Below are 18617 nucleotides of genomic sequence, written 5' to 3'. Positions count from 1 at the left end.
GCCGGGGAGCTTCTTGGCGGCCGCGTCAGCGAGGATGGGGACGGTCAACGGGCAACGTTCAACAGCCAACGGTCACAGACACGACATCCGCAGCGAGCGAGGAGAGCCGCACCCATGCCCCCTTCCGGTCCCGGTTCCGGCGCCCGGCCGCCGACGATCGCCGACGTCGCCAAGGCCGCCGAGGTGTCGCGTACGACCGTCTCGCACGCACTGAACGGGCTCGGCAAGGTCGACCCCCGGACCCGCGAGCGGATCAAGAGAGTCGCCGCCGAGCTGGGCTACCGGCCGAACCTTCGCGCCCAGCGGCTCCGCCGTGGCCAGGCCAAGGCCATCGCCCTCGCCTCCTCGATGCCCTTCGCGGTCGCCGGCGGAGCCTCCCGCCTCGGGTTCTACATGGAAGTGGCCGCTGCCGCCGCCGAGCGGGCGCTCGTACACGACTACGCGCTCGTCCTCGTCCCGCCCGTCCAGTCGGCCTCCGCGCTGTACTCCGTCGACATCGACGGCGCCATCGTCGTCGAGCCCGACGTCGACGACGCGGCGGCCACCCAGCTGCGCGAGCGCGGCCTGCCGTATGTGGCGCTCGGCCGGCCCGTATCGCCCGACGAGGACGCTCCGTACGTCGACCTGCACGGCTCGCTGGTCGCCGAACTGCTGCTCACGCATCTGCGCGAACAGGGCGCCCGCCACCCGGCCCTGATCATCGGCGCCGGTTCCCGCCACTCCGCCGTCGACGCCCGCGCCGCCTACGAGCGCGCCGCCGCCCGGCACGGCTGGCAGCCCGTCGTCCGGACCGCGCCCGAGGAGGGCGGCGAGCAGGCCGGATACGACACCTGCGCCGCCCTGCTGGCCGCCCACCCCGGAACCGACGCCGTGTGCGCGCTCGTGGACGCCTTCGCGGTCGGCGCCGTACGCGCGATCCTCGGCAGCGGCCGCAGGATCCCCGATGACGTCATGGTCGTCACGCGGTACGACGGGCTGCGGGCCAGGACGTGCGAGCCCCCGCTCACCGCCGTCGACCTGCACCTGGACCGGGCCGCGTACGACGCCGTGGAACTGCTGCTCGCCCGCTTGCGGGGCGCCACGACGACCGGTGCTCCCGCCGAGCCGGCGCCCATGCCCCGGGTGATCCCCCGCGCCTCCTCCCTGCGGGTCACGGCCCCAGCATGAGCACCGCCCCCGACACGAGGGCGAAGCCGAGTACGAACAGGCGCATCCGGCGGGCGTCCACCCGTTGGTGGACCAGCCGGCTCAGCCACGCCCCGACGGCCAGTGCGGGCAGCAGGTACAACGCCCATTCCAGCTCGGCCCCGCCGCCCTGTCCGGTGGCGAACAGCAGGGCGAGCGAGGCGACTTCACCCACCAGGAAGCACACCGCGACCGTGGAGCGCAGCTCGGCGGGCGGTCGGTGCTGGTAGACCAGCGCGAGCGGCGGACCGCCCACCCCCGTCGCGGTCTCCGTCAGTCCGGTCACCACCCCGGCGCCCAGATACGCCGCCCGCCCCGGCGTGAACGCCGGCGCCGCCAGGCTCACCACCGCCGCCAGCACGGTCGCCGCGCCCACGAACAGGCCGAGTCTGCGGTCCGGGATCACCCAGAGCAGCGCGAGCCCCGCCGGTGTGGCGGCCAGGCGCGCCGCCGTGATCCAGCCCGCGCCGCGCAGGTCGATGGCGGCGCGCTCGCGCCAGGCGACGTACAGATTCAGCGGGATCATCGACGCCAGTACGAACACCGGGAGCAGACCGGGGTCGACGAGTCCCGCCACCGGCGCGACGATCAGCGCGAAGCCCAGGCCGCTGCTGCCCTGGACGAACGCCGCGACCGCCACCGTCACCGCGAGGACCGCCACCGTCTCCGGGCTCACCGTGCCGCCCGCCGGGCGTCCATCGAGGTGGGGTGCACGCGGGTGACGGGGGCCCGCGCCACCACCTCCCGGGCCGTCTCGGCGGCGCGCCGCACCAGCGCCCTGCCGTCCCAGTCGGTCGGCCAGCCACGCCACAGGCGCAGCCGCCCGGCGACGAACACGGCGCTGATCTGGTCGCGGTTGCCCCGCCGCAGCAGTTCCCACGGCAGGTCCCAGGACAGCTGTGTCTCGGGCGTACGGACGTCGACGAGCAGGAAGTCGGCGGCGGCCCCCTCGGCGATCACACCCGTACGAGAGCCCAGGCCCACCGCGTCGGCGCCGCCCCGGCTCGCGTGCTCCAGCCAGGTCCAGCCGCCGCCGCACGAGGAGTCGCCGGTCGCCATGCCGTACGCGATGCGCTGCGCGAACTCGGCGGCCTCGGCCAGCCGGAAGCCGTCGCCGCGGGTGCCGTCCGTACCGATGCCGAACCGGATGCCGCGCTCGGCCATGGCGGTCGCGGGGGCCACGGCGTTGCCCTTCCAGGCGCTGGCGACCGGGTTGTAGCTGACGGCCGTCCCGGTGTCGGCGAGGAGCGTCAGCTCGCGGGGGGTGAGCAGGGTGGCGTGCGCGGCGAGCAACTGCGGCCCCAGGGCGCCGACTTCGTGCAGGTACTCCAGGGGGCGACGACCGTGCCGCACGAGCGAGCGCTCGACGCCGGCCAGGTGCTCGTTGACATGGATCTGTACGACCGCCCTTGCTTCGGCGGCCAGCCGGGCGGTGCGGCGCAGGGTGTCCGCCGTCGCCGCCTCCGGGATGGAGATGGCGAGGGACGGATGGATCAGGGCGTCGGTGTCGTAGCGGGCCAGGTGTTTCTCCGCCCTGGGGGCGGGATCGTCGCCTGTGGTGTCGATGTCGTTGCAGACCAGCCCGAGCACGCAGCGGATTCCGGCGTCGCGCGCCGCCGAGGCCACGACTTCCACGTCCACATCGGCGCGGGTGCCCGCGTCGGTGACGGTGGTGAATCCGCCGCGCAGCGACTCCAGCGCGGCGAGCTTGGCGGCGACGTACGCCGATTCCTCGTCCAGCGCCTCCTCCAGGGGCACCCACACCCGCCGGAAGATCTCCGAGGGCTCCCCGAAGGCGAGCGCGGAGCCGAAGCTCTGGGTGAGGTGGTGATGGGAGTCGACGAATCCGGGCAGCAGGACGTGTCCCGGCAGCCGGACCGGTGCGAGGAGGGGGTACGTACGCTCCAGCTCGTCGGCGGCCGCGACCGCGACGAAGGCACCGCCGGACACGACCACCGCGTGGCCGTCCATCAGGCCGTCGGGGGTCAGGACCGCGTCGGGTATCAGGAGCCGCGGTGCGGTGCCGGCGAGGCGGTCGGGGGTCGGATCGGGGCGCGGGCCGGGGTTGGGGGCGGGGGTCGGGCCGGGGTTTGGGTTGGGGGTCAGGCTGGGGTTCGGGCTGGTCATCGCGCTCATTTCGTGCGGGCCCTGCGGGTGCTCAGGCATGCGGGGTGGCGTCGGACTCGGGGGACTGGCCGGTGGCCGGTTCGGTGGCCGGTTCGGCGGTCGCGGGCCGGGGGCGGGTGAGCCGTGGACGCACGTGGTGGAAGAGGATGTTGAGGACGGCGGCGACGAACGCGCCCACGGCGACGCCGCTTTCCAGCAGGATGCGGACGTTCGGCGGGAAGCCTCCGTACACGCCGGGGATCAGGATGGGGAGCAGCCCGAGGGCCAGGGCGACCGCGCAGATGAACGTGCTGGTATGCCGGTCGAGGTCCGACCGCCCCAGCATCTGCACCCCCAGCACGGTGATCACCGCGAAGACGACCATGGCCGTGCCGCCCACGACGGCCGACGGGACCACGCTGATGGCGCGGGTGACGGGCGCCATGAACCCGATGGCGATGAGTACGACGCCGGCGACGGCCGTCACGTACCGGCTGCGTACGCCCGTCACCTTGACGATGCCGATGTTCTCGCCGCTGGTCACCATCAGCGGCATCCCGAAGAAGCCACCGAAGAGAGACGTGACCGCGTCGCCGCGGATGGTCTTGGGTACGTCGGCGCGCTGGTCGATCCGCTTGCCGACGGCCTCCGCGTTGATGACCGTCTGACCGGTGGCCTCGGCCATCGAGGCAAGGCTGTAGAGCATCAGCGGCAGCGCGGCGACCAGGCTGAACTGCGGTGAACCGAAGGGCATCAGCTGCGGCACGTTGAGCAGCCCGCCCTCGGCGGCGCGGCCGAAGTCGACGCCGCCCAGCACGAAGGCGAGGGCGGTGCCCGCCAGGAGACCCAGCATGACGGCGAGTTGTCGCAGTACGCCGCTGAACAGCAGGTAGAACACGACGGTGAAGCCGATCGTCGCCATGCCCAGCATCAGATTGGTGGTGTCGGCGAAGCCGGGCTCGCCGGGCCGGCCGGTGACGAGTACCGCGCCGACCTTCACCAGGTTGACGCCGACGATCACGATCATCGTGCCGATGACGAGGGCGGGGAAGAACCTGAGCAGCCGCGAGAAGACGGGCAGGACGACGAAGTAGAAGACGGCCGTGAGAATCACCGCGCCGCTCGCGGTCCTGAGGCCGTGCTGCTCGGCGATCGCGAGGAAGAGGATCAGCGGCGCGCCGCCGGGCAGCATGACGAAGGGCAGCCTGGGCCCGAACTTCCACGGCCCCAGCGACTGGATCAGGGACCCGGCCCCTGACAGCACGAAGGCGGCCGAGAGCAGGTTGACGGTCAGGCCGGGGTCGAGTCGGAGCGTGGCGCTCATCAGGAAGATCGCCGAGATGGGGGTCGCGGCCATCACGAGGACGTGCTGCACGCCGAAGAGCAGAATCCTGCCGAACGGGCGGGACTCGTCGACGGGGTGCGGGGCGGGCGCCGCGGTGGTGCGGGGCTGTGGGGTGGTCTGCGTGGGGCGGGGGTGGGGACGGGGGCGGGGACTGGACACGTTCGAGCTCCGTTCGGCTCGCTCCGGTTTCAGCCGAGATCCGGCCCTGGACGGGGGACCACATCGATTCGGCCAAATCGATTTGGCCGCCAGTATGTGAGGGCTGGCGTTTCGCGTCAAGGGTCCGCGGCCCCCTCCCCTTACCCTGGGGTCAATCGCCCCTTCCGGCCGGTCGCCGTCGGCTGCGGTGGCGGTCCGCTCGCGCCGCAGGGGCGCGGGCCGGAGCGGAGGAGTGGTCATGTTCACGGCATCCGAGCCCACGAACACCCGTGCTGCCATCGGGAAGTTGCTGCGCAGGATCGGCGAGGGCGAGCCCGAGCGCATTGCCGAGCTGTACGCCGAGCGCGGCGACTGGAAGCTCGACTGGCCGGAGGCGGAGCACGGCCGCGCCGCCACACCGTGGATCCGGCACCGGTCCACCCGGGCCGAGGTGGCCGGCCATTTCCGCGAGCTGGCCGAGCACCACGTTCCGGAGCGGGCGGCGACCGAGATCGAACGGATCCTCGTCGACGGGAGCGACGCGGTGGTCCTCGGTGAGATCCGCCAGACCGCCCGGCTCACCGGACGTGCGTACCGTGCCAGGTTTGCGCTGCATCTGACCGTCGAAGACGGCCTGATCACCCGGCACCACGTCTACGAGGACAGCCTCGCCGTGGCCCAGGCGTTCGAGGCCTGAGGGCGCGGGTCGGGGCGCCGGTCGGGCTCGGTCGGGTTCCGGCGCCGCGCTGCCCCGGTGGGGTATGGGCGGGACTTGGCCGGGTGCGCGAGGATTGGGGTATGCCGAATCGACTGGCCCATGAGACCTCTCCGTACCTGCTCCAGCACGCCGACAACCCGGTCGACTGGTGGCCGTGGTCGCCAGACGCGTTCGCACAGGCGCGGGAGCGGGGGGTGCCGGTGCTGCTCAGCGTCGGTTACTCGAGTTGTCACTGGTGCCATGTGATGGCGCACGAATCGTTCGAGGACGGGTCCACCGCGGCCTACCTCAATGAGCACTTCGTCAACATCAAGGTCGACCGTGAGGAGCGGCCGGACGTCGACGCCGTCTACATGGAGGCCGTGCAGGCCGCCACCGGGCACGGTGGGTGGCCCATGACGGTGTTCCTGACCGCCGACGCGGAACCGTTCTACTTCGGTACGTACTTCCCGCCCGAGCCCCGGCACGGCATGCCGTCCTTCGGGCAGGTACTGGAGGGCGTGCGGGTTGCCTGGGACGAGCGGCGGGACGAGGTGGCCGAGGTCGCCGGGAAGATCGTGCGGGAGCTGGGGGAGCGGTCGCTCGCCTTCGGGGCGCCGGAGTTGCCGGGGGAGGAAGAGCTCGCGCAGGCGCTGCTCGGGCTCACCCGGGACTACGACTCCACGCGGGCCGGATTCGGTGCGGCGCCGAAGTTCCCGCCGTCCATGGTGCTGGAGTTCCTGCTGCGGCACCACGCCCGTACCGGGTCCGAGGGCGCCCTGCAGATGGCCGCGGATTCCTGCGAGGCGATGGCGCGCGGCGGTATCTACGATCAGCTCGCGGGCGGATTCGCGCGGTACTCCGTCGACCGCGACTGGGTCGTGCCGCACTTCGAGAAGATGCTTTACGACAATGCGCTGCTGTGTCGGGTTTACGCCCATCTGTGGCGGGCCACGGGGTCGGATCTCGCGCGGCGGGTGGCGCTCGAGACCGCCGACTTCCTGGTGAGCGAACTCCGTACGCCCGAGGGTGGATTCGCGTCTGCGCTGGATGCGGACAGCGATGACGGCACGGGCAGGCACGTGGAGGGCGCGTACTACGTATGGACGCCCGAGCAACTGCGTGAGGTGCTGGGGGAGCGGGACGCGGAGTTCGCGGCGCGGCTCTTCGGGGTGACGGTGGAGGGGACGTTCGAGGAGGGGGCGTCCGTGCTTCAGCTTCCCGAGGGGGCGGAGGCGGGGGAGCAGGCGGTTGAGCAGGTGGGGGAGCATGATGCCGCGCGGGTGGCGGATGTGCGGGCGCGGCTGCTGGCGGCGCGTGGTGCGCGGTCGCGGCCCGGGCGGGACGACAAGGTGGTCGCCTCGTGGAACGGGCTCGCGATCGCCGCGCTGGCGGAGGTGGGGGCGTACTTCGACCGGCCGGACCTGGTGGAGCGGGCGACGGAAGCCGCCGACCTGCTGGTACGGCTGCACATGGACGACACGGCCCGGCTCGCCCGTACCTCGCGGGACGGGCGGGTGGGCGCCAACGCGGGGGTCCTGGAGGACTACGCGAACGTGGCCGAGGGCTTCCTCGCGCTGGCGGCGGTGACGGGCGAGGGCGTGTGGCTGGAGTTCGCGGGATTCCTGCTGGACATCGTGCTCGACCAGTTCGTGGGGGAGGGCGGGGCGCTGTACGACACCGCGCACGACGCGGAGAAGCTGATCCGGCGCCCGCAGGACCCGACGGACAACGCGACGCCATCGGGGTGGACGGCGGCGGCGGGGGCGCTGCTCTCGTACGCCGCGCACACGGGCTCGGAGGCGCACCGGGGCGCGGCGGAAGGGGCGTTGGGCGTCGTGAAGGCGCTCGGGCCGCGCGCGCCGAGGTTCATCGGGTGGGGGCTCGCGGTGGCGGAGGCGGCGCTGGACGGACCGCGTGAGGTGGCCGTGGTGGGGGCCGGCCCGGACGACTCGCTGATGAGGGAGCTGCACCGGGTCGCGCTGCTGGCGACCGCGCCGGGGGCGGTGGTTGCCGTGGGTGAGGCGGGGAGTGCGGAGTTCCCGCTGCTGGCGGAGCGGGGGGCGGGGGCGTATGTCTGCCGTCACTTCGTGTGCGATGCGCCGACGCTTGAGGCGGGGGTGCTGCGGGAGCGGCTGGGGGAGGCGGGGGGCTGAGCGGGCGCGGGGGCTGTGCGCGGGGGCCGGGTCGCGGGTCGGGGTTTTGGGGTCGGTGACGTGCCGGGGCGTCTCCTCGGGTGCCGAACGTTCGGCGGGGTCGGTTTGTGCGGGCGGGTTGTGTTCGGCGCCCTGCGGGGAGCGCCCCGGCGCGTCTCCTCCTGGCACCTCGGGACGCTGGGCGGGGTGTGCGTATTTGCCCCTCCGGCGTTTGAGGGGCGGGGTCCGGGGCGGAGCCCCGGCTTTGGGACCCCGCCGTGGCGGCGTCAGGCCGTGGGGGCCGGGGCAGCGTGTGCCAGGGGTTGCGCTCGGCTTCGGTACAGCCAGCGGTCCACCAGGAGGAAGCGGCCGGCGAAGACCACGACCATGGCCAGAGCCGTCGCGAGGACGGGCCCCAGACCCGCCCACGCCACGAAGACCGCCGCCCGCTGCTCAGTAGCCACAGCAGCGCCAGGTTCGGTACGAAGCCGGAGAGCCCGATCAGGCCGAAGCACGACCCGCGCCCGCGGGTCCGAGGTGCGCAGCGTCACCAGGTGGCGCAGCGCTGTCACCGCGCCTCCTGCCGGGCGGGCGGCGTGGTGAGGTGGGCGCCGATGTGCGACGTCAGTTCCCAGTCCCGGCGGCCCGTGTACTCGCGCCACACCGCCCGCAGCGCCGCCCCGGCGAGTACGACGGCGTACACCGGGCCCATGACGGTCAGCTTCACGTACTGCCACGGGCCGATCCGGAAGCCGTACTCGCGGCCGAAGTCGTGCAGCGCGACCGCCTCGAAGACCGTCATCGCGACCATCGGCACCATCGGCAGCCACGCGATGAGTGCGATCGGCAGGGATACGCCGCCGAGCCAGGCCAGCAGCAGGCCCAGCGGGATCATGATGCCGGTGGCGGCCTGGAGGAAGGGCGTGGAGAGGGTGTAGCGGGCGAGGAGGCGCTGGCGCCGGCCCGGGAGTCCGCGCCATTCGCCCTTGCGCAGGACTTGCAGGAAGCCCTGGTTCCAGCGGGTGCGCTGCTTGAAGAGCGCGACGAGCGTGTCGGGTGTCTCCTCGCGGGTGACGAGCGCCGCGTGGTAGGCGACGACGACCTTGGCGCCGCGCGAGGACAGGCGTACGCCCAGGTCACAGTCCTCGGCGAGGCAGTCGCCGTCCCAGCCGCCGGTCTCGCGCAGCAGCGCGGCGCGGACGAAGACGGTGTTGCCGCCGAGCGGGATGAAGCCCTTGCGGGCGTGCAGGTGCAGCCGGCTGCGGAACCAGAAGAAGTACTCCAGGCAGTTGCGCAGGCTGTACCAGCTGGTGTCGAAGTTGACGAGTTGTACGCCGCCCTGCACCACGTCCGCGTCGTCGCGCCGGAAGGCGAAGTCGACGTGGCTCAGCAGCTCGGGGTGGACGATGTCCTCCGCGTCGAAGACGCCGACGACCTCGCCCTTGGCGTACGGCAGCGCGGTGTTGAGCGCGCGCGGCTTGTTCTTGGTCTCGTGGTGGTCCACCACCGTCTGCACCATGTGCGGGTGTTCGGAGGCCAGTTGGTGGGCGATGGCGGCGGTGCCGGGGTCGTCGTGGCCGACGATCAGCACGATCTCGAAGCCGGGATGGTCGATCTTCAGCATCTGCTCGACGGTGTGCCGCAGCACCGTTTCCTCGTGCCTGGCCGGTACGAGCAGCGAGAAGGACACCCCGTGGTGCCCGTCGGGCTCGGCGAAGGCGGTCGATTCCAGCGTCTCCGGCGTACGCCAGGCGTGAACCATCCACCAGAGTGTGACGCCGGCGGTGGCCATGAGTATGAGCGAGTCCACCAAAAGGACAGCGGAGACCACGAATTCCCCCCTAGGTCATTCGGTCTCGAAGATGGTGCGGTGTTTTTCTCCCCGCGGGGAAGCTAGCAGGTCGTTGTTTTGCGCGGCAACGGCGCGAAATCCGGGTGGGCGTGCGCCGGCCGTTGATGCAAGCGGAATTGCGGGTTCTTCTTATGCGGCGCCTTCACATGTGCCATGCTGCTGCCGCACGCCTGGGTCCGGGGGGTCGGACCCTTGGCAGTGCAGACCAGGGGGATCTTCAGGGTGGGGGATCTGCATGAGTAACGCTGTGCTGCGCGCCGATACTCGAAACCGGCCAGATTTACGACCTCTTCACGCCACGCACGCATCGCACAGAGTTCCGGAAAAGCCGAACAAGCCTTCGTTTCTGCGCGATTTCGCCTGGGTGGCGCCGCTATTGATTTTGATCGTCTTCCTGCGCGCCTGGAACATAGGGAACTTCCCATTCCCCAATGACGACGAGGGTACCTACCTCGCCCAGGCCTGGGCCGTGCGGAACGGCGACCTCGCCCACTACACCTACTGGTACGACCACCCGCCGTTCGGCTGGATACAGCTGGCCGGGCTCTCCTGGCTGCCCGCCTGGCTCTTCCCCGACCTGCCGACGTTCGTCCAGGGCCGCGTCGCCATGCTCCCCGTCGTCGCCACGGGAGCCGTGCTCGTCTTCGTCCTGGCCCGCCGGATCGGTCTCGCCCGCCCCGGCGCCGCGTTCGCCACGCTGCTGTACGGGCTCTCGCCGCTCGCGGTGACCCTGCACCGGCAGATCTATCTCGACAACTTCGCGGTCGTCTGGGCCCTCGCGGCCTTCGCACTCGCCCTCTCCCCGCGCCGCCACCTGTGGCACCACATCGCCGCGGGCGGCGCCTTCGCGCTCGCGGTCCTCTCCAAGGAGACGATCGCGGTCCTGCTGCCCGTCCTGCTGGTGACGCTGTGGCACGGCAGTCATCCCAGGACGCGCACCTTCTCCTTCGCCGGCTTCGGCTCGGGTCTCGTACTCACCGGTCTCTTCTATCCGCTGTACGCGACGCTCAAGGGCGAACTGGTGCCGGGCGCCGACCATGTCTCGCTGCTCGGCACGCTGAAGTTCCAGCTCGGCGGCCGCGAGGGCAGCGGTTCGGTTTTCGAGGACGGCACCGACGCCAACACCCTGATCCTGGACTGGCTCTCGCGCGACCCGTATCTGCTGCTCGCCGGCGGAGCCGCCGCCGTGATCGCCCTCGCCGTACGCCGCCTGCGACCCGTGGCCCTCGCCGTCCTGGTGCTGGCCCTCGTCGCCCTGCGCCCCGGCGGCTACCTGCCGCAGATGTACGTCGCCCAGCTGCTGCCGTTCCTCGCGCTCACCGTCACCGGGCTGGTGTGCGCCGGGATCGCGCTGCTCCCGCGCCGGCCCTGGGCGGTGCGGCCGGGGGCCGCCGTCGTCGCCGTGGCGGTCGCAGCCGTGGTCGTGGCGCCGCACTGGTACCGCGAGGACCGCGCCACGGTGTTCGGCGACGACAACGGCGTCTACCACTCGGCCTCCCGCTGGCTGCGCGAGACACCGGTGGTTGACCGCGAACGTATGCGCGTGGTCACCGACGGGGTGCTGTGGCTGGACGCCGTCGAGGCCGGATACCGGCCGGGCACCGGCGCGATCTGGCACTACAAGCTAGACCAGGACCCGGCGGTCGTCAGGACGCTGCCGGGCGGCTGGAAGGACATCGACTACGTCGTGTCCACGCCCGCCCTGCGCGGCGAGCAGGCCAACCTGCCCACCCTGCGGAACGTGTTCCGGCACAGCCATCCGGTCGCGAGCTTCGGGGAGGGCGAGGGCCGGATCGACATTCTCAAGGTCGACAAGCCCAAGAAGGTCGACAAGCCCAAGAAGGGGGAGGGATGACCTCTTACCGCAGAGCGGCCCGGCGCGGCAGGACGCGTCTGGCCCTGACCGGACTCGCGCTCCTGGTGGCCGGCTTCGGACTCGCGCCGCTCGACGCCCCGCCCGCTAGCGCCGCACCCAACCTGATATCCAACCCCGGACTCGAAACCCTCGGCGCACAGGGCGAGTTCCCCGAGTGCTTCGAGAAGTCCGGCTGGGGCGACAACGACTTCACGTACACCGTGACGGACGACGCGCACGCCGGAGCGAACGCCCTGCGCATCGACCTCACCCGCCGCGCCGGTGGCGACCGCAAGGCGATGATGCTGGAGAACGCCTGCGCGCCGCAGGTCACCGAGGGCCACCAGTACGACCTGTCGCTCTGGTACAAGTCGACGACGCCCGATGTGACGATGACGCTGTTCCGCCACGACAAGACGGCCGGCTGGGTCTTCTGGACCGACCTCAACACCCTGCCGCAGTCGGCGGCGTACGCCCGCACCGAGGTCCGTACCCCCGTCGTCCCCGCGAACACCGACCAGATCACCTGGGGCGCCGCGCTCTACGGCGTCGGCTCGCTCACCACCGACGACTACGCGATGGCCGACGCGACCGTGGTGCCCGAGCCGCCCGCCGACCCCTGCGAGGGCAAGGGCCGTGAGTGCAAGGGCGAATGGAGCGTGCAGACGGCTGCCGCTCCGGTGCGCGCCGTCCACTCGGTGCTGCTGCACACCGGAAGGGTCCTGCTGATCGCCGGCTCCGGCAACGACCGGGACGCGTTCGCCGCCGGGACGTTCAAGTCCACGCTCTTCAACCCCGCCACCCACACGTATACGAATATTCCGACGCCCGAGGACTTCTTCTGCGCCGGGCATGTCCAGCTCCCGGACGGCCGGGTGCTGGTGGTCGGGGGCAACAAAGACTACGCGTCCGAGGACGGCACGGTCGGCTACAAGGGCCTGAAGACCAGCTACGTCTTCGACCCGAAGGTCAACAAGTACATCAAGGTCAACGACATGCTGGCCGGCCACTGGTACCCCTCCGCGACCGCGATGGGCAACGGCGACGTCGTATCCCTCGGCGGCCTCGGCGAGGACGCGGCGGGCACCGTCGTCAACGAGCGCTTCAGCTACGCCCAGAACAAGTGGCTCCCGATGGGCGAGTCCAAGCAGGCCTGGTCCTTCTGGGGCCTGTACCCGGCGATGATCCTGCTCCAGGACGGCCGCCTCTTCTACAGCGGCAGTCACACCTTCGGCCCCGGCCTGCCCGGAACCGGCGCCTCCGTCTACGACTACGACAAGGGCACGATCACCGACGTACCCGGACTGCGCAAGAAGGACGAACGCGACCAGTCCGCGTCGCTGCTGCTGCCCCCCGCCCAGGACCAGAAGGTGCTCACGGCCGGCGGCGGCAACCACACCGTGTCGCCCGACGCGCACCGCCTCGTCGACCTGATCGACCTGAAGGCGGCCTCCCCAAAGTACGTCGCCGGGCCCGACCTGCCGCAGGGCCGGTACGCCGACGGCTCCTGGCAGAAGGGCGCCGAGGGGAAGGTCTACCTGTCGACGGTGATCCTCCCCGACGGCAAGGTCCTGGAGACCGGCGGCGCGCTGCACACCTATCGCGAGGACCCGGTCTTCGGGGCGTCGATGTACGACCCGGCGACCAACACCTTCCAGCCGGGTCTGGCCGCCGACCCGGTGCCGCGCACGTACCACTCCTCGTCCACGCTGTTGGCCGACGGACGGGTGCTGAGCGTCGGCGACAACCCGGGCGACGGCTCCTTCGACCGGCGGGTCTCGGTCTACAAACCGCCGTACTTCTTCAAGGGCGCCCGCCCACGGATCACGTCGGTGGCCACGCAGAAGTGGGCGTACGGCGCCGCGCAGCGCATCACCGTCGACAAGCCGGTGGTCAAGGCGTCCCTGATCCGCCCGGCCGCCGTCACGCACTCCTCCGACCCGAACCAGCGCCTGGTCGACCTGCCGATGACCGTCAACGGCGACATCATCGACCTCAGCCTCACCAGCAACCCCAACCTGGCGCCGCCCGGCTGGTACATGTTGTCCGTCGTGGACGCGAAGGGCGTGCCGTCGGTGTCGAAGTGGGTACGGGTCGGCCCGCAGGGGCAGGTCGCGGCGCAGCGCGTGCAGCGTTACGCCGACGAACTGGCCGCCGCACCGAAGGCGCCGGGCACCCCGGCGGCGCCGGGCGGTCACGGTGGTCACGGCGACCATGGCGGTCTCGGTGACCACGGGAAGCCGCAGGGCAAGGCCAAGGCGGGCGTGACGATGCCCGAGGGGTACGACGGCTGCGACCACGCCTACGGCGAGGTGAGCACCTGCGTGCCGTGGACGTTCCCGGCGAAGGTGCCCGCCGCCGACCGCTGCCAGTGGCTGAAGTCGAAGGGCCACGGCCCGATGGATGTCCGCCGCGACCGGCACGGCCTGGACCGCGACAAGGACGGCACGGCCTGCGGGAAGGGAGATTTCCGCCGGCGCTGACGCCGCCGACGGGCTAACGCGGCGCTCCGGACCTCGGTCGGCCGAGGTCCGGAGCGCCGTCCTGCGTGCCCAGCGTCCCTGGCGGCCGTGCCTGCCACTGTCACGCCCGGTAGGCGACCAGTGAGATGCCGACGTAGTGGGTGATGAAGGCGGCCAGTGTCAGCGAGTGGAAGACCTCGTGGAAGCCGAACCAGCGGGGTGAGGGGTTCGGGCGCTTGAGGCCGTAGATGACGCCTCCCGCGCTGTAGAGCAGACCGCCGGCGATCACCAGGACCAGCACGGCGATACCGCCGGCCCGCATGAAGTCCGGCAGGAAGAACACCGCCGCCCAGCCCATCGCGATGTAGCAGGGGGTGTAGAGCCAGCGCGGGGCGCCGACCCAGAAGACCCGGAAGGCGATCCCGGCCAGGGCGGCCGCCCAGACCGCCCACAGCAGGGTGCGCCCGGTGGAGTCGGGGAGCAGCAGCATCGTGAGGGGCGTGTAGGTACCCGCGATGATCAGGAAGATGTTCGCGTGGTCCAGCCGGCGCAGCACGGCTTCGCCGCGCGGGCCCCAGGTGCCGCGGTGGTAGACGGCGCTGATCCCGAAGAGCAGGCAGGCCGTGACGACGTAGATCGCGCAGGCCACCCGGGCGCGGGTCGAGTCGGCCAGGGCGATGAGCACCAGCCCGGCGACGACGACGGCGGGGAACATTCCCGCGTGCAGCCAGCCCCGCAGTTTCGGCTTGACCGGGTCCGGCAGGTCGATCTCGACCGGCCCCCGCCCGGGGCTCTCGGCGTTCGTGAGCTGATCGGAGGACTCGGGAAAGGTCATATACGGCATCCTACCTACGCAACCGTAGGTTACGGCCAGGTATGGCCGGGATGAGTGGCGATGCTCACGTGTGCGGCCCCCTGGACATATGGGCGCGGGGGTCGGATGATCAAATGAGTGCGGTCGGCACCGGATGAGCGCCAAAGATTCAACACCGTGAAGCGTCCGGGTCGCGGCCCCCACGGGGCATACACCTACAAAAACCCTCACTTAGGAGCAATCGTGGCGCGCGACAACGCGGCTCCCACCACCCTTCCGACGAACCACCAGGAGCTGATCTCCTGGGTCGACGAGATCGCAGCCCTCACCGAGCCGGACCGCATCGTGTGGTGCGACGGCTCGGAGGCCGAGTACGACAGGCTTGCCGAGGAGCTCGTCGCCAAGGGCACGTTCAAGAAGCTGGACCCGGTCAAGCGCCCGAACTCCTACTACGCCGCCTCCGACCCCAGCGACGTCGCGCGCGTCGAGGACCGCACCTTCATCTGCTCCGCGAAGGAGGAGGACGCGGGCCCGACGAACCACTGGAAGGCTCCCGCGGAGATGCGGGAGCTGTTCGCCGGCGAGAAGGGCGTCTTCCGCGGCTCGATGCGCGGCCGCACGATGTACGTCGTTCCGTTCTGCATGGGCCCGGTCGGCTCGCCGCTCTCCGCCATCGGCGTCGAGATCACCGACTCGGCGTACGTCGCCGTCTCCATGCGCACCATGACCCGCATGGGCCAGGCCGTCCTCGACGAGCTCGGCACCGACGGCTTCTTCGTCAAGGCCGTCCACACGCTGGGCGCGCCGCTGGAAGACGGCCAGGCCGACGTGCCGTGGCCGTGCAACTCCACGAAGTACATCTCGCACTTCCCCGAGGACCGCGAGATCTGGTCCTTCGGCTCGGGTTACGGCGGCAACGCCCTGCTCGGCAAGAAGTGCTATGCCCTGCGCATCGCTTCCGTCATGGCGCGCGACGAGGGCTGGCTGGCCGAGCACATGCTCATCCTGAAGCTCACGCCCCCGCAGGGTGAGTCGAAGTACGTCGCCGCCGCGTTCCCGAGCGCCTGCGGCAAGACCAACCTCGCCATGCTGGAGCCCACGATCTCCGGCTGGACCGTCGAGACCATCGGCGACGACATCGCGTGGATGCGGTTCGGCGAGGACGGTCAGCTGTACGCGATCAACCCCGAGGCCGGGTTCTTCGGCGTCGCGCCCGGCACCGGCGAGCACACCAACGCCAACGCCATGAAGACCATGTGGGGCAACTCCGTCTTCACCAACGTCGCGCTGACCGACGACAACGACGTGTGGTGGGAGGGCATGACCGAGGAGGCGCCCGCGCACCTCACGGACTGGAAGGGCAACGACTGGACCCCCGAGTCAGGCACCCCGGCCGCCCATCCGAACGCCCGCTTCACCGTCCCGGCCGGCCAGTGCCCGATCATCGCGCCCGAGTGGGAGGACCCCAAGGGCGTACCGATCTCCGCGATCCTCTTCGGCGGCCGCCGCGCCACCGCCGTGCCGCTGGTGACCGAGTCCTTCAACTGGCAGCACGGCGTCTTCCTCGGTGCGAACGTCGCCTCCGAGAAGACCGCCGCCGCCGAGGGCAAGGTCGGTGAGCTGCGCCGCGACCCGTTCGCCATGCTGCCGTTCTGCGGCTACAACATGGGCGACTACATGGGCCACTGGGTCAAGGTCGGCGCCGACAAGGCCGACCAGTCGAAGCTCCCGAAGATCTACTACGTGAACTGGTTCCGCAAGAACGAGGCGGGCAAGTTCGTGTGGCCCGGCTTCGGTGAGAACAGCCGCGTCCTCAAGTGGATCGTCGAGCGCCTGGAGGGCAAGGCCGAGGGCGTCGAGACCCCCATCGGCATCCTGCCGGCGAAGGGCGCACTCGACACGGACGGCCTGGACCTGTCCGAGGCCGAGCTGGACTTCCTGCTCACGGTCGACAAGGAGGTCTGGCGCGAGGAGGCGGCGCTGGTCCCCGAGCACCTGAACACCTTCGGCGACCACGCCCCGAAGGAGCTGTGGGACGAGTACCACGCGCTGGTCAAGCGCCTGGGCTGACGTCGCTGACCCGCTGAACTCCGCGGCCGGGCCGGCTGTCCTGACATCAGCCTGACCGCGCCACAACCCCCGAAGCCCCCTCACGGCTTCGGGGGTTGTTCCGCGGGTGCTGTCTCTCACGGGTGCTGTTTCACGCGGGTTGTTTCACGTGCGCGACGGGCGTGGCGCCCGGCCCGGGCGCCGAGGCGGCACGCGGGCCGGGGCCGCTGAGGGGGAGCCGTCAGGCTCCGACGAGGCGCGCGTCCTGGAGCGCCGCCGCGTGGGCGTCCATGCGCTCTGCGGCGAGAATCGCGACCGCCGTGTCGGCGCGCGAGGCGGCGACGACCAGGGTGCGGCCCGCGATCTCGTGGGCGCGGCTGTGCAGCGCGGCCAGTGGACCCTGTCCCGGTCCGCCCTGCCGCACCGGGACGCCACCGCGCAGCCGGGCCACCTGGCCGGCGATGCGCTCGGCCGCCTCGCCGAGGCCGAGCTCGTCGGTGACGGCGAGCAGCGCCGAGAGGTGTCCGGCGAGCTGGATGTCCAGCTCCTCCTCACGCGAACGGTGCGGGAAGTCGGCCCGGTCGGCTTCGACGGCCATACGGTGCACCGATTTGCTACGGATCGGCTCGTACATGGGAATGGCCTCCTGCCCCAGGGTCAGGAGACCACTCTACATTGGATTCTGTCTAAAGTTGAGCCGAGTCGCGGCCTGTTCGCGCCCGGTCGGGTGCACAGGCGCAACCGGCTACGGCTGCCCGTAGCCGTCCAGGAAGTTCCCGATCCGCGTCACCGCGTCCGCCAGCTCCTCCACCGCGGGCAGGGTCACGATGCGGAAGTGGTCCGGTTCGGGCCAGTTGAAGCCCGTACCCTGCACGACCATGATCTTCTCGGTCCGCAGCAGGTCGAGGACCATCTCCCGGTCGTCCTTGATCTTGTAGACCTTCGGGTCGAGCCGCGGGAAGAGATACAGCGCGCCCTTCGGCTTCACACAGGTCACGCCCGGGATCTGGGTGAGCAGGTCGTACGCCGTGTTCCGCTGCTCCAGGATCCGGCCGCCCGGCAGCACCAGGTCCTCGATCGACTGCCGCCCGCCGAGCGCGGTGGCCACCGCGTGCTGGGAGGGCATGTTCGCGCACAGCCGCATGTTGGCGAGGACCGTCAGCCCCTCGATGTACGACGAGGCATGTGCCTTGGGGCCGCAGACCGCCAGCCAGCCGCTGCGGTAACCGGCGACCCGGTAGTTCTTCGAGAGCCCGTTGAAGGTGAGCGTCAGCAGGTCGGGGGCGATGGCGGCGGTCGGGGTGTGCGTGGCGCCGTCGTACAGGATCCGGTCGTAGATCTCGTCGGAGCAGACGATCAGATTGTGACGGCGGGCGATCTCGGTCAGGCCCCGCAGCATCTCGTCGCCGTACACCGCACCCGTCGGGTTGTTCGGGTTGATGATGACGAGGGCCTTGGTGCGGTCGGTGATCTTGCGCTCGACGTCGGCGAGGTCCGGCATCCAGTCGGCCTGCTCGTCGCACCGGTAGTGCACCGCCGTGCCGCCGGCCAGCGAGACCGACGCGGTCCACAGCGGATAGTCCGGCGCGGGCACGAGGACCTCGTCGCCGTCGTCGAGCAGCGCCTGCATCGACATCTGGATCAGCTCGGAGACGCCGTTGCCGATGTAGACGTCCTCGACGTCCAGCTCGATGCCCTTGGTCTGGTAGTGCTGCATCACCGCGCGCCGCGCCGCCAGCAGGCCCTTCGCGTCGCCGTACCCGTGCGCGCCGGCGAGGTTGCGGAGGATGTCCTCCAGGATCTCGGGCGGGCACTCGAACCCGAACGCCGCCGGGTTGCCGGTGTTCAGCTTGAGGATGCGTTGACCCGCCGCTTCGAGCCGCATCGCCTCCTCGAGCACGGGGCCGCGGATTTCGTAACAGACGTTTGCGAGCTTCGTCGACTGGATCACCTGCATGTCCGCCACCTTACGGGCGCGC

At 71.1% G+C, this 18617-nt stretch carries 14 protein-coding genes; 6 read left to right on the top strand and 8 right to left on the bottom strand.

Annotated elements, in window-relative coordinates; all coding sequences use genetic code 11:
- The first annotated feature begins 114 nt into the window (after positions 1–114).
- Positions 115–1167, top strand: a complete 1053-nt coding sequence (locus ACU6WZ_RS09225; protein WP_447032632.1) for a LacI family DNA-binding transcriptional regulator — start codon at positions 115–117, stop codon at positions 1165–1167.
- Here the strand turns inward: ACU6WZ_RS09225 and ACU6WZ_RS09220 are convergent.
- Genes ACU6WZ_RS09220 through ACU6WZ_RS09210 form a run of 3 tightly spaced genes read right to left on the bottom strand, consistent with a single transcriptional unit; the run spans position 1151 to position 4795 of the window.
- Positions 1151–1861 carry a sulfite exporter TauE/SafE family protein gene (locus ACU6WZ_RS09220; RefSeq protein WP_447032631.1) on the bottom strand — a complete coding sequence of 237 codons (711 nt, stop codon included), beginning with the start codon at positions 1859–1861 and terminating at the stop codon, positions 1151–1153. The genes ACU6WZ_RS09225 and ACU6WZ_RS09220 overlap by 17 nt on opposite strands.
- Complete coding sequence (locus tag ACU6WZ_RS09215; RefSeq protein ID WP_447032630.1) at positions 1858–3351, bottom strand: amidohydrolase family protein; 1494 nt, start codon at positions 3349–3351, stop codon at positions 1858–1860. The genes ACU6WZ_RS09220 and ACU6WZ_RS09215 overlap by 4 nt, the downstream gene beginning before the upstream one ends.
- The gene (locus ACU6WZ_RS09210) at positions 3344–4795 is read right to left on the bottom strand and encodes a uracil-xanthine permease family protein (protein ID WP_447032629.1); all 1452 of its coding nucleotides are present in this window, start codon (positions 4793–4795) and stop codon (positions 3344–3346) included. The genes ACU6WZ_RS09215 and ACU6WZ_RS09210 overlap by 8 nt, the downstream gene beginning before the upstream one ends.
- Before the next feature lie 238 nt (positions 4796–5033).
- Here ACU6WZ_RS09210 and ACU6WZ_RS09205 point away from each other — a divergent pair, with 238 nt between their 5' ends.
- Complete coding sequence (locus ACU6WZ_RS09205) at positions 5034–5471, top strand: nuclear transport factor 2 family protein (protein WP_447032628.1); 438 nt, start codon at positions 5034–5036, stop codon at positions 5469–5471.
- A gap of 101 nt (positions 5472–5572) precedes the next feature.
- Positions 5573–7627: a thioredoxin domain-containing protein gene (locus ACU6WZ_RS09200; protein ID WP_447032627.1), complete on the top strand. Its 2055-nt coding sequence runs from the start codon at positions 5573–5575 to the stop codon at positions 7625–7627.
- Between the two features lie 266 nt (positions 7628–7893).
- Here ACU6WZ_RS09200 and ACU6WZ_RS09195 read toward each other — a convergent pair whose 3' ends face one another.
- Together ACU6WZ_RS09195 and ACU6WZ_RS09190 are read right to left on the bottom strand one after the other, a co-directional pair.
- On the bottom strand, positions 7894–8070 hold the full coding sequence (locus ACU6WZ_RS09195) for a hypothetical protein (protein ID WP_447032626.1): 177 nt from the start codon (positions 8068–8070) through the stop codon (positions 7894–7896).
- 104 nt (positions 8071–8174) lie between these two features.
- Positions 8175–9398, bottom strand: coding sequence for a glycosyltransferase (locus ACU6WZ_RS09190; protein WP_447033945.1), 1224 nt, complete (start codon positions 9396–9398; stop codon positions 8175–8177).
- Positions 9399–9822: 424 nt separating this feature from the next.
- Here ACU6WZ_RS09190 and ACU6WZ_RS09185 point away from each other — a divergent pair, with 424 nt between their 5' ends.
- Both ACU6WZ_RS09185 and ACU6WZ_RS09180 read left to right on the top strand, forming a co-directional pair.
- Positions 9823–11313 carry an ArnT family glycosyltransferase gene (locus ACU6WZ_RS09185; RefSeq protein WP_447032625.1) on the top strand — a complete coding sequence of 497 codons (1491 nt, stop codon included), beginning with the start codon at positions 9823–9825 and terminating at the stop codon, positions 11311–11313.
- On the top strand, positions 11310–13796 hold the full coding sequence (locus tag ACU6WZ_RS09180) for a galactose oxidase early set domain-containing protein (protein WP_447032624.1): 2487 nt from the start codon (positions 11310–11312) through the stop codon (positions 13794–13796). The genes ACU6WZ_RS09185 and ACU6WZ_RS09180 overlap by 4 nt, the downstream gene beginning before the upstream one ends.
- Before the next feature lie 100 nt (positions 13797–13896).
- Here the strand turns inward: ACU6WZ_RS09180 and trhA are convergent, their stop codons facing one another.
- Complete coding sequence (gene trhA, locus ACU6WZ_RS09175) at positions 13897–14610, bottom strand: PAQR family membrane homeostasis protein TrhA (RefSeq protein WP_447032623.1); 714 nt, start codon at positions 14608–14610, stop codon at positions 13897–13899.
- 222 nt (positions 14611–14832) lie between these two features.
- Between trhA and ACU6WZ_RS09170 the strand changes: the two genes are divergently transcribed.
- A complete protein-coding gene (locus ACU6WZ_RS09170) occupies positions 14833–16659 on the top strand; it encodes a phosphoenolpyruvate carboxykinase (GTP) (RefSeq protein WP_447032622.1) in 1827 nt (608 codons plus the stop codon).
- A gap of 220 nt (positions 16660–16879) precedes the next feature.
- Here the strand turns inward: ACU6WZ_RS09170 and ACU6WZ_RS09165 are convergent, their stop codons facing one another.
- Together ACU6WZ_RS09165 and ACU6WZ_RS09160 are read right to left on the bottom strand one after the other, a co-directional pair.
- Positions 16880–17272, bottom strand: a complete 393-nt coding sequence (locus ACU6WZ_RS09165) for an SCO4983 family protein (protein ID WP_447032621.1) — start codon at positions 17270–17272, stop codon at positions 16880–16882.
- 111 nt (positions 17273–17383) lie between these two features.
- The gene (locus ACU6WZ_RS09160; RefSeq protein WP_447032620.1) at positions 17384–18595 is read right to left on the bottom strand and encodes a pyridoxal phosphate-dependent aminotransferase; all 1212 of its coding nucleotides are present in this window, start codon (positions 18593–18595) and stop codon (positions 17384–17386) included.
- Positions 18596–18617 lie beyond the last annotated feature (22 nt).

The sequence above is a fragment of the Streptomyces hypolithicus genome (assembly GCF_052934925.1).
Note: the sequence above shows the minus strand (reverse complement) of the source record. Positions and strands in the feature narration are given on the sequence as shown.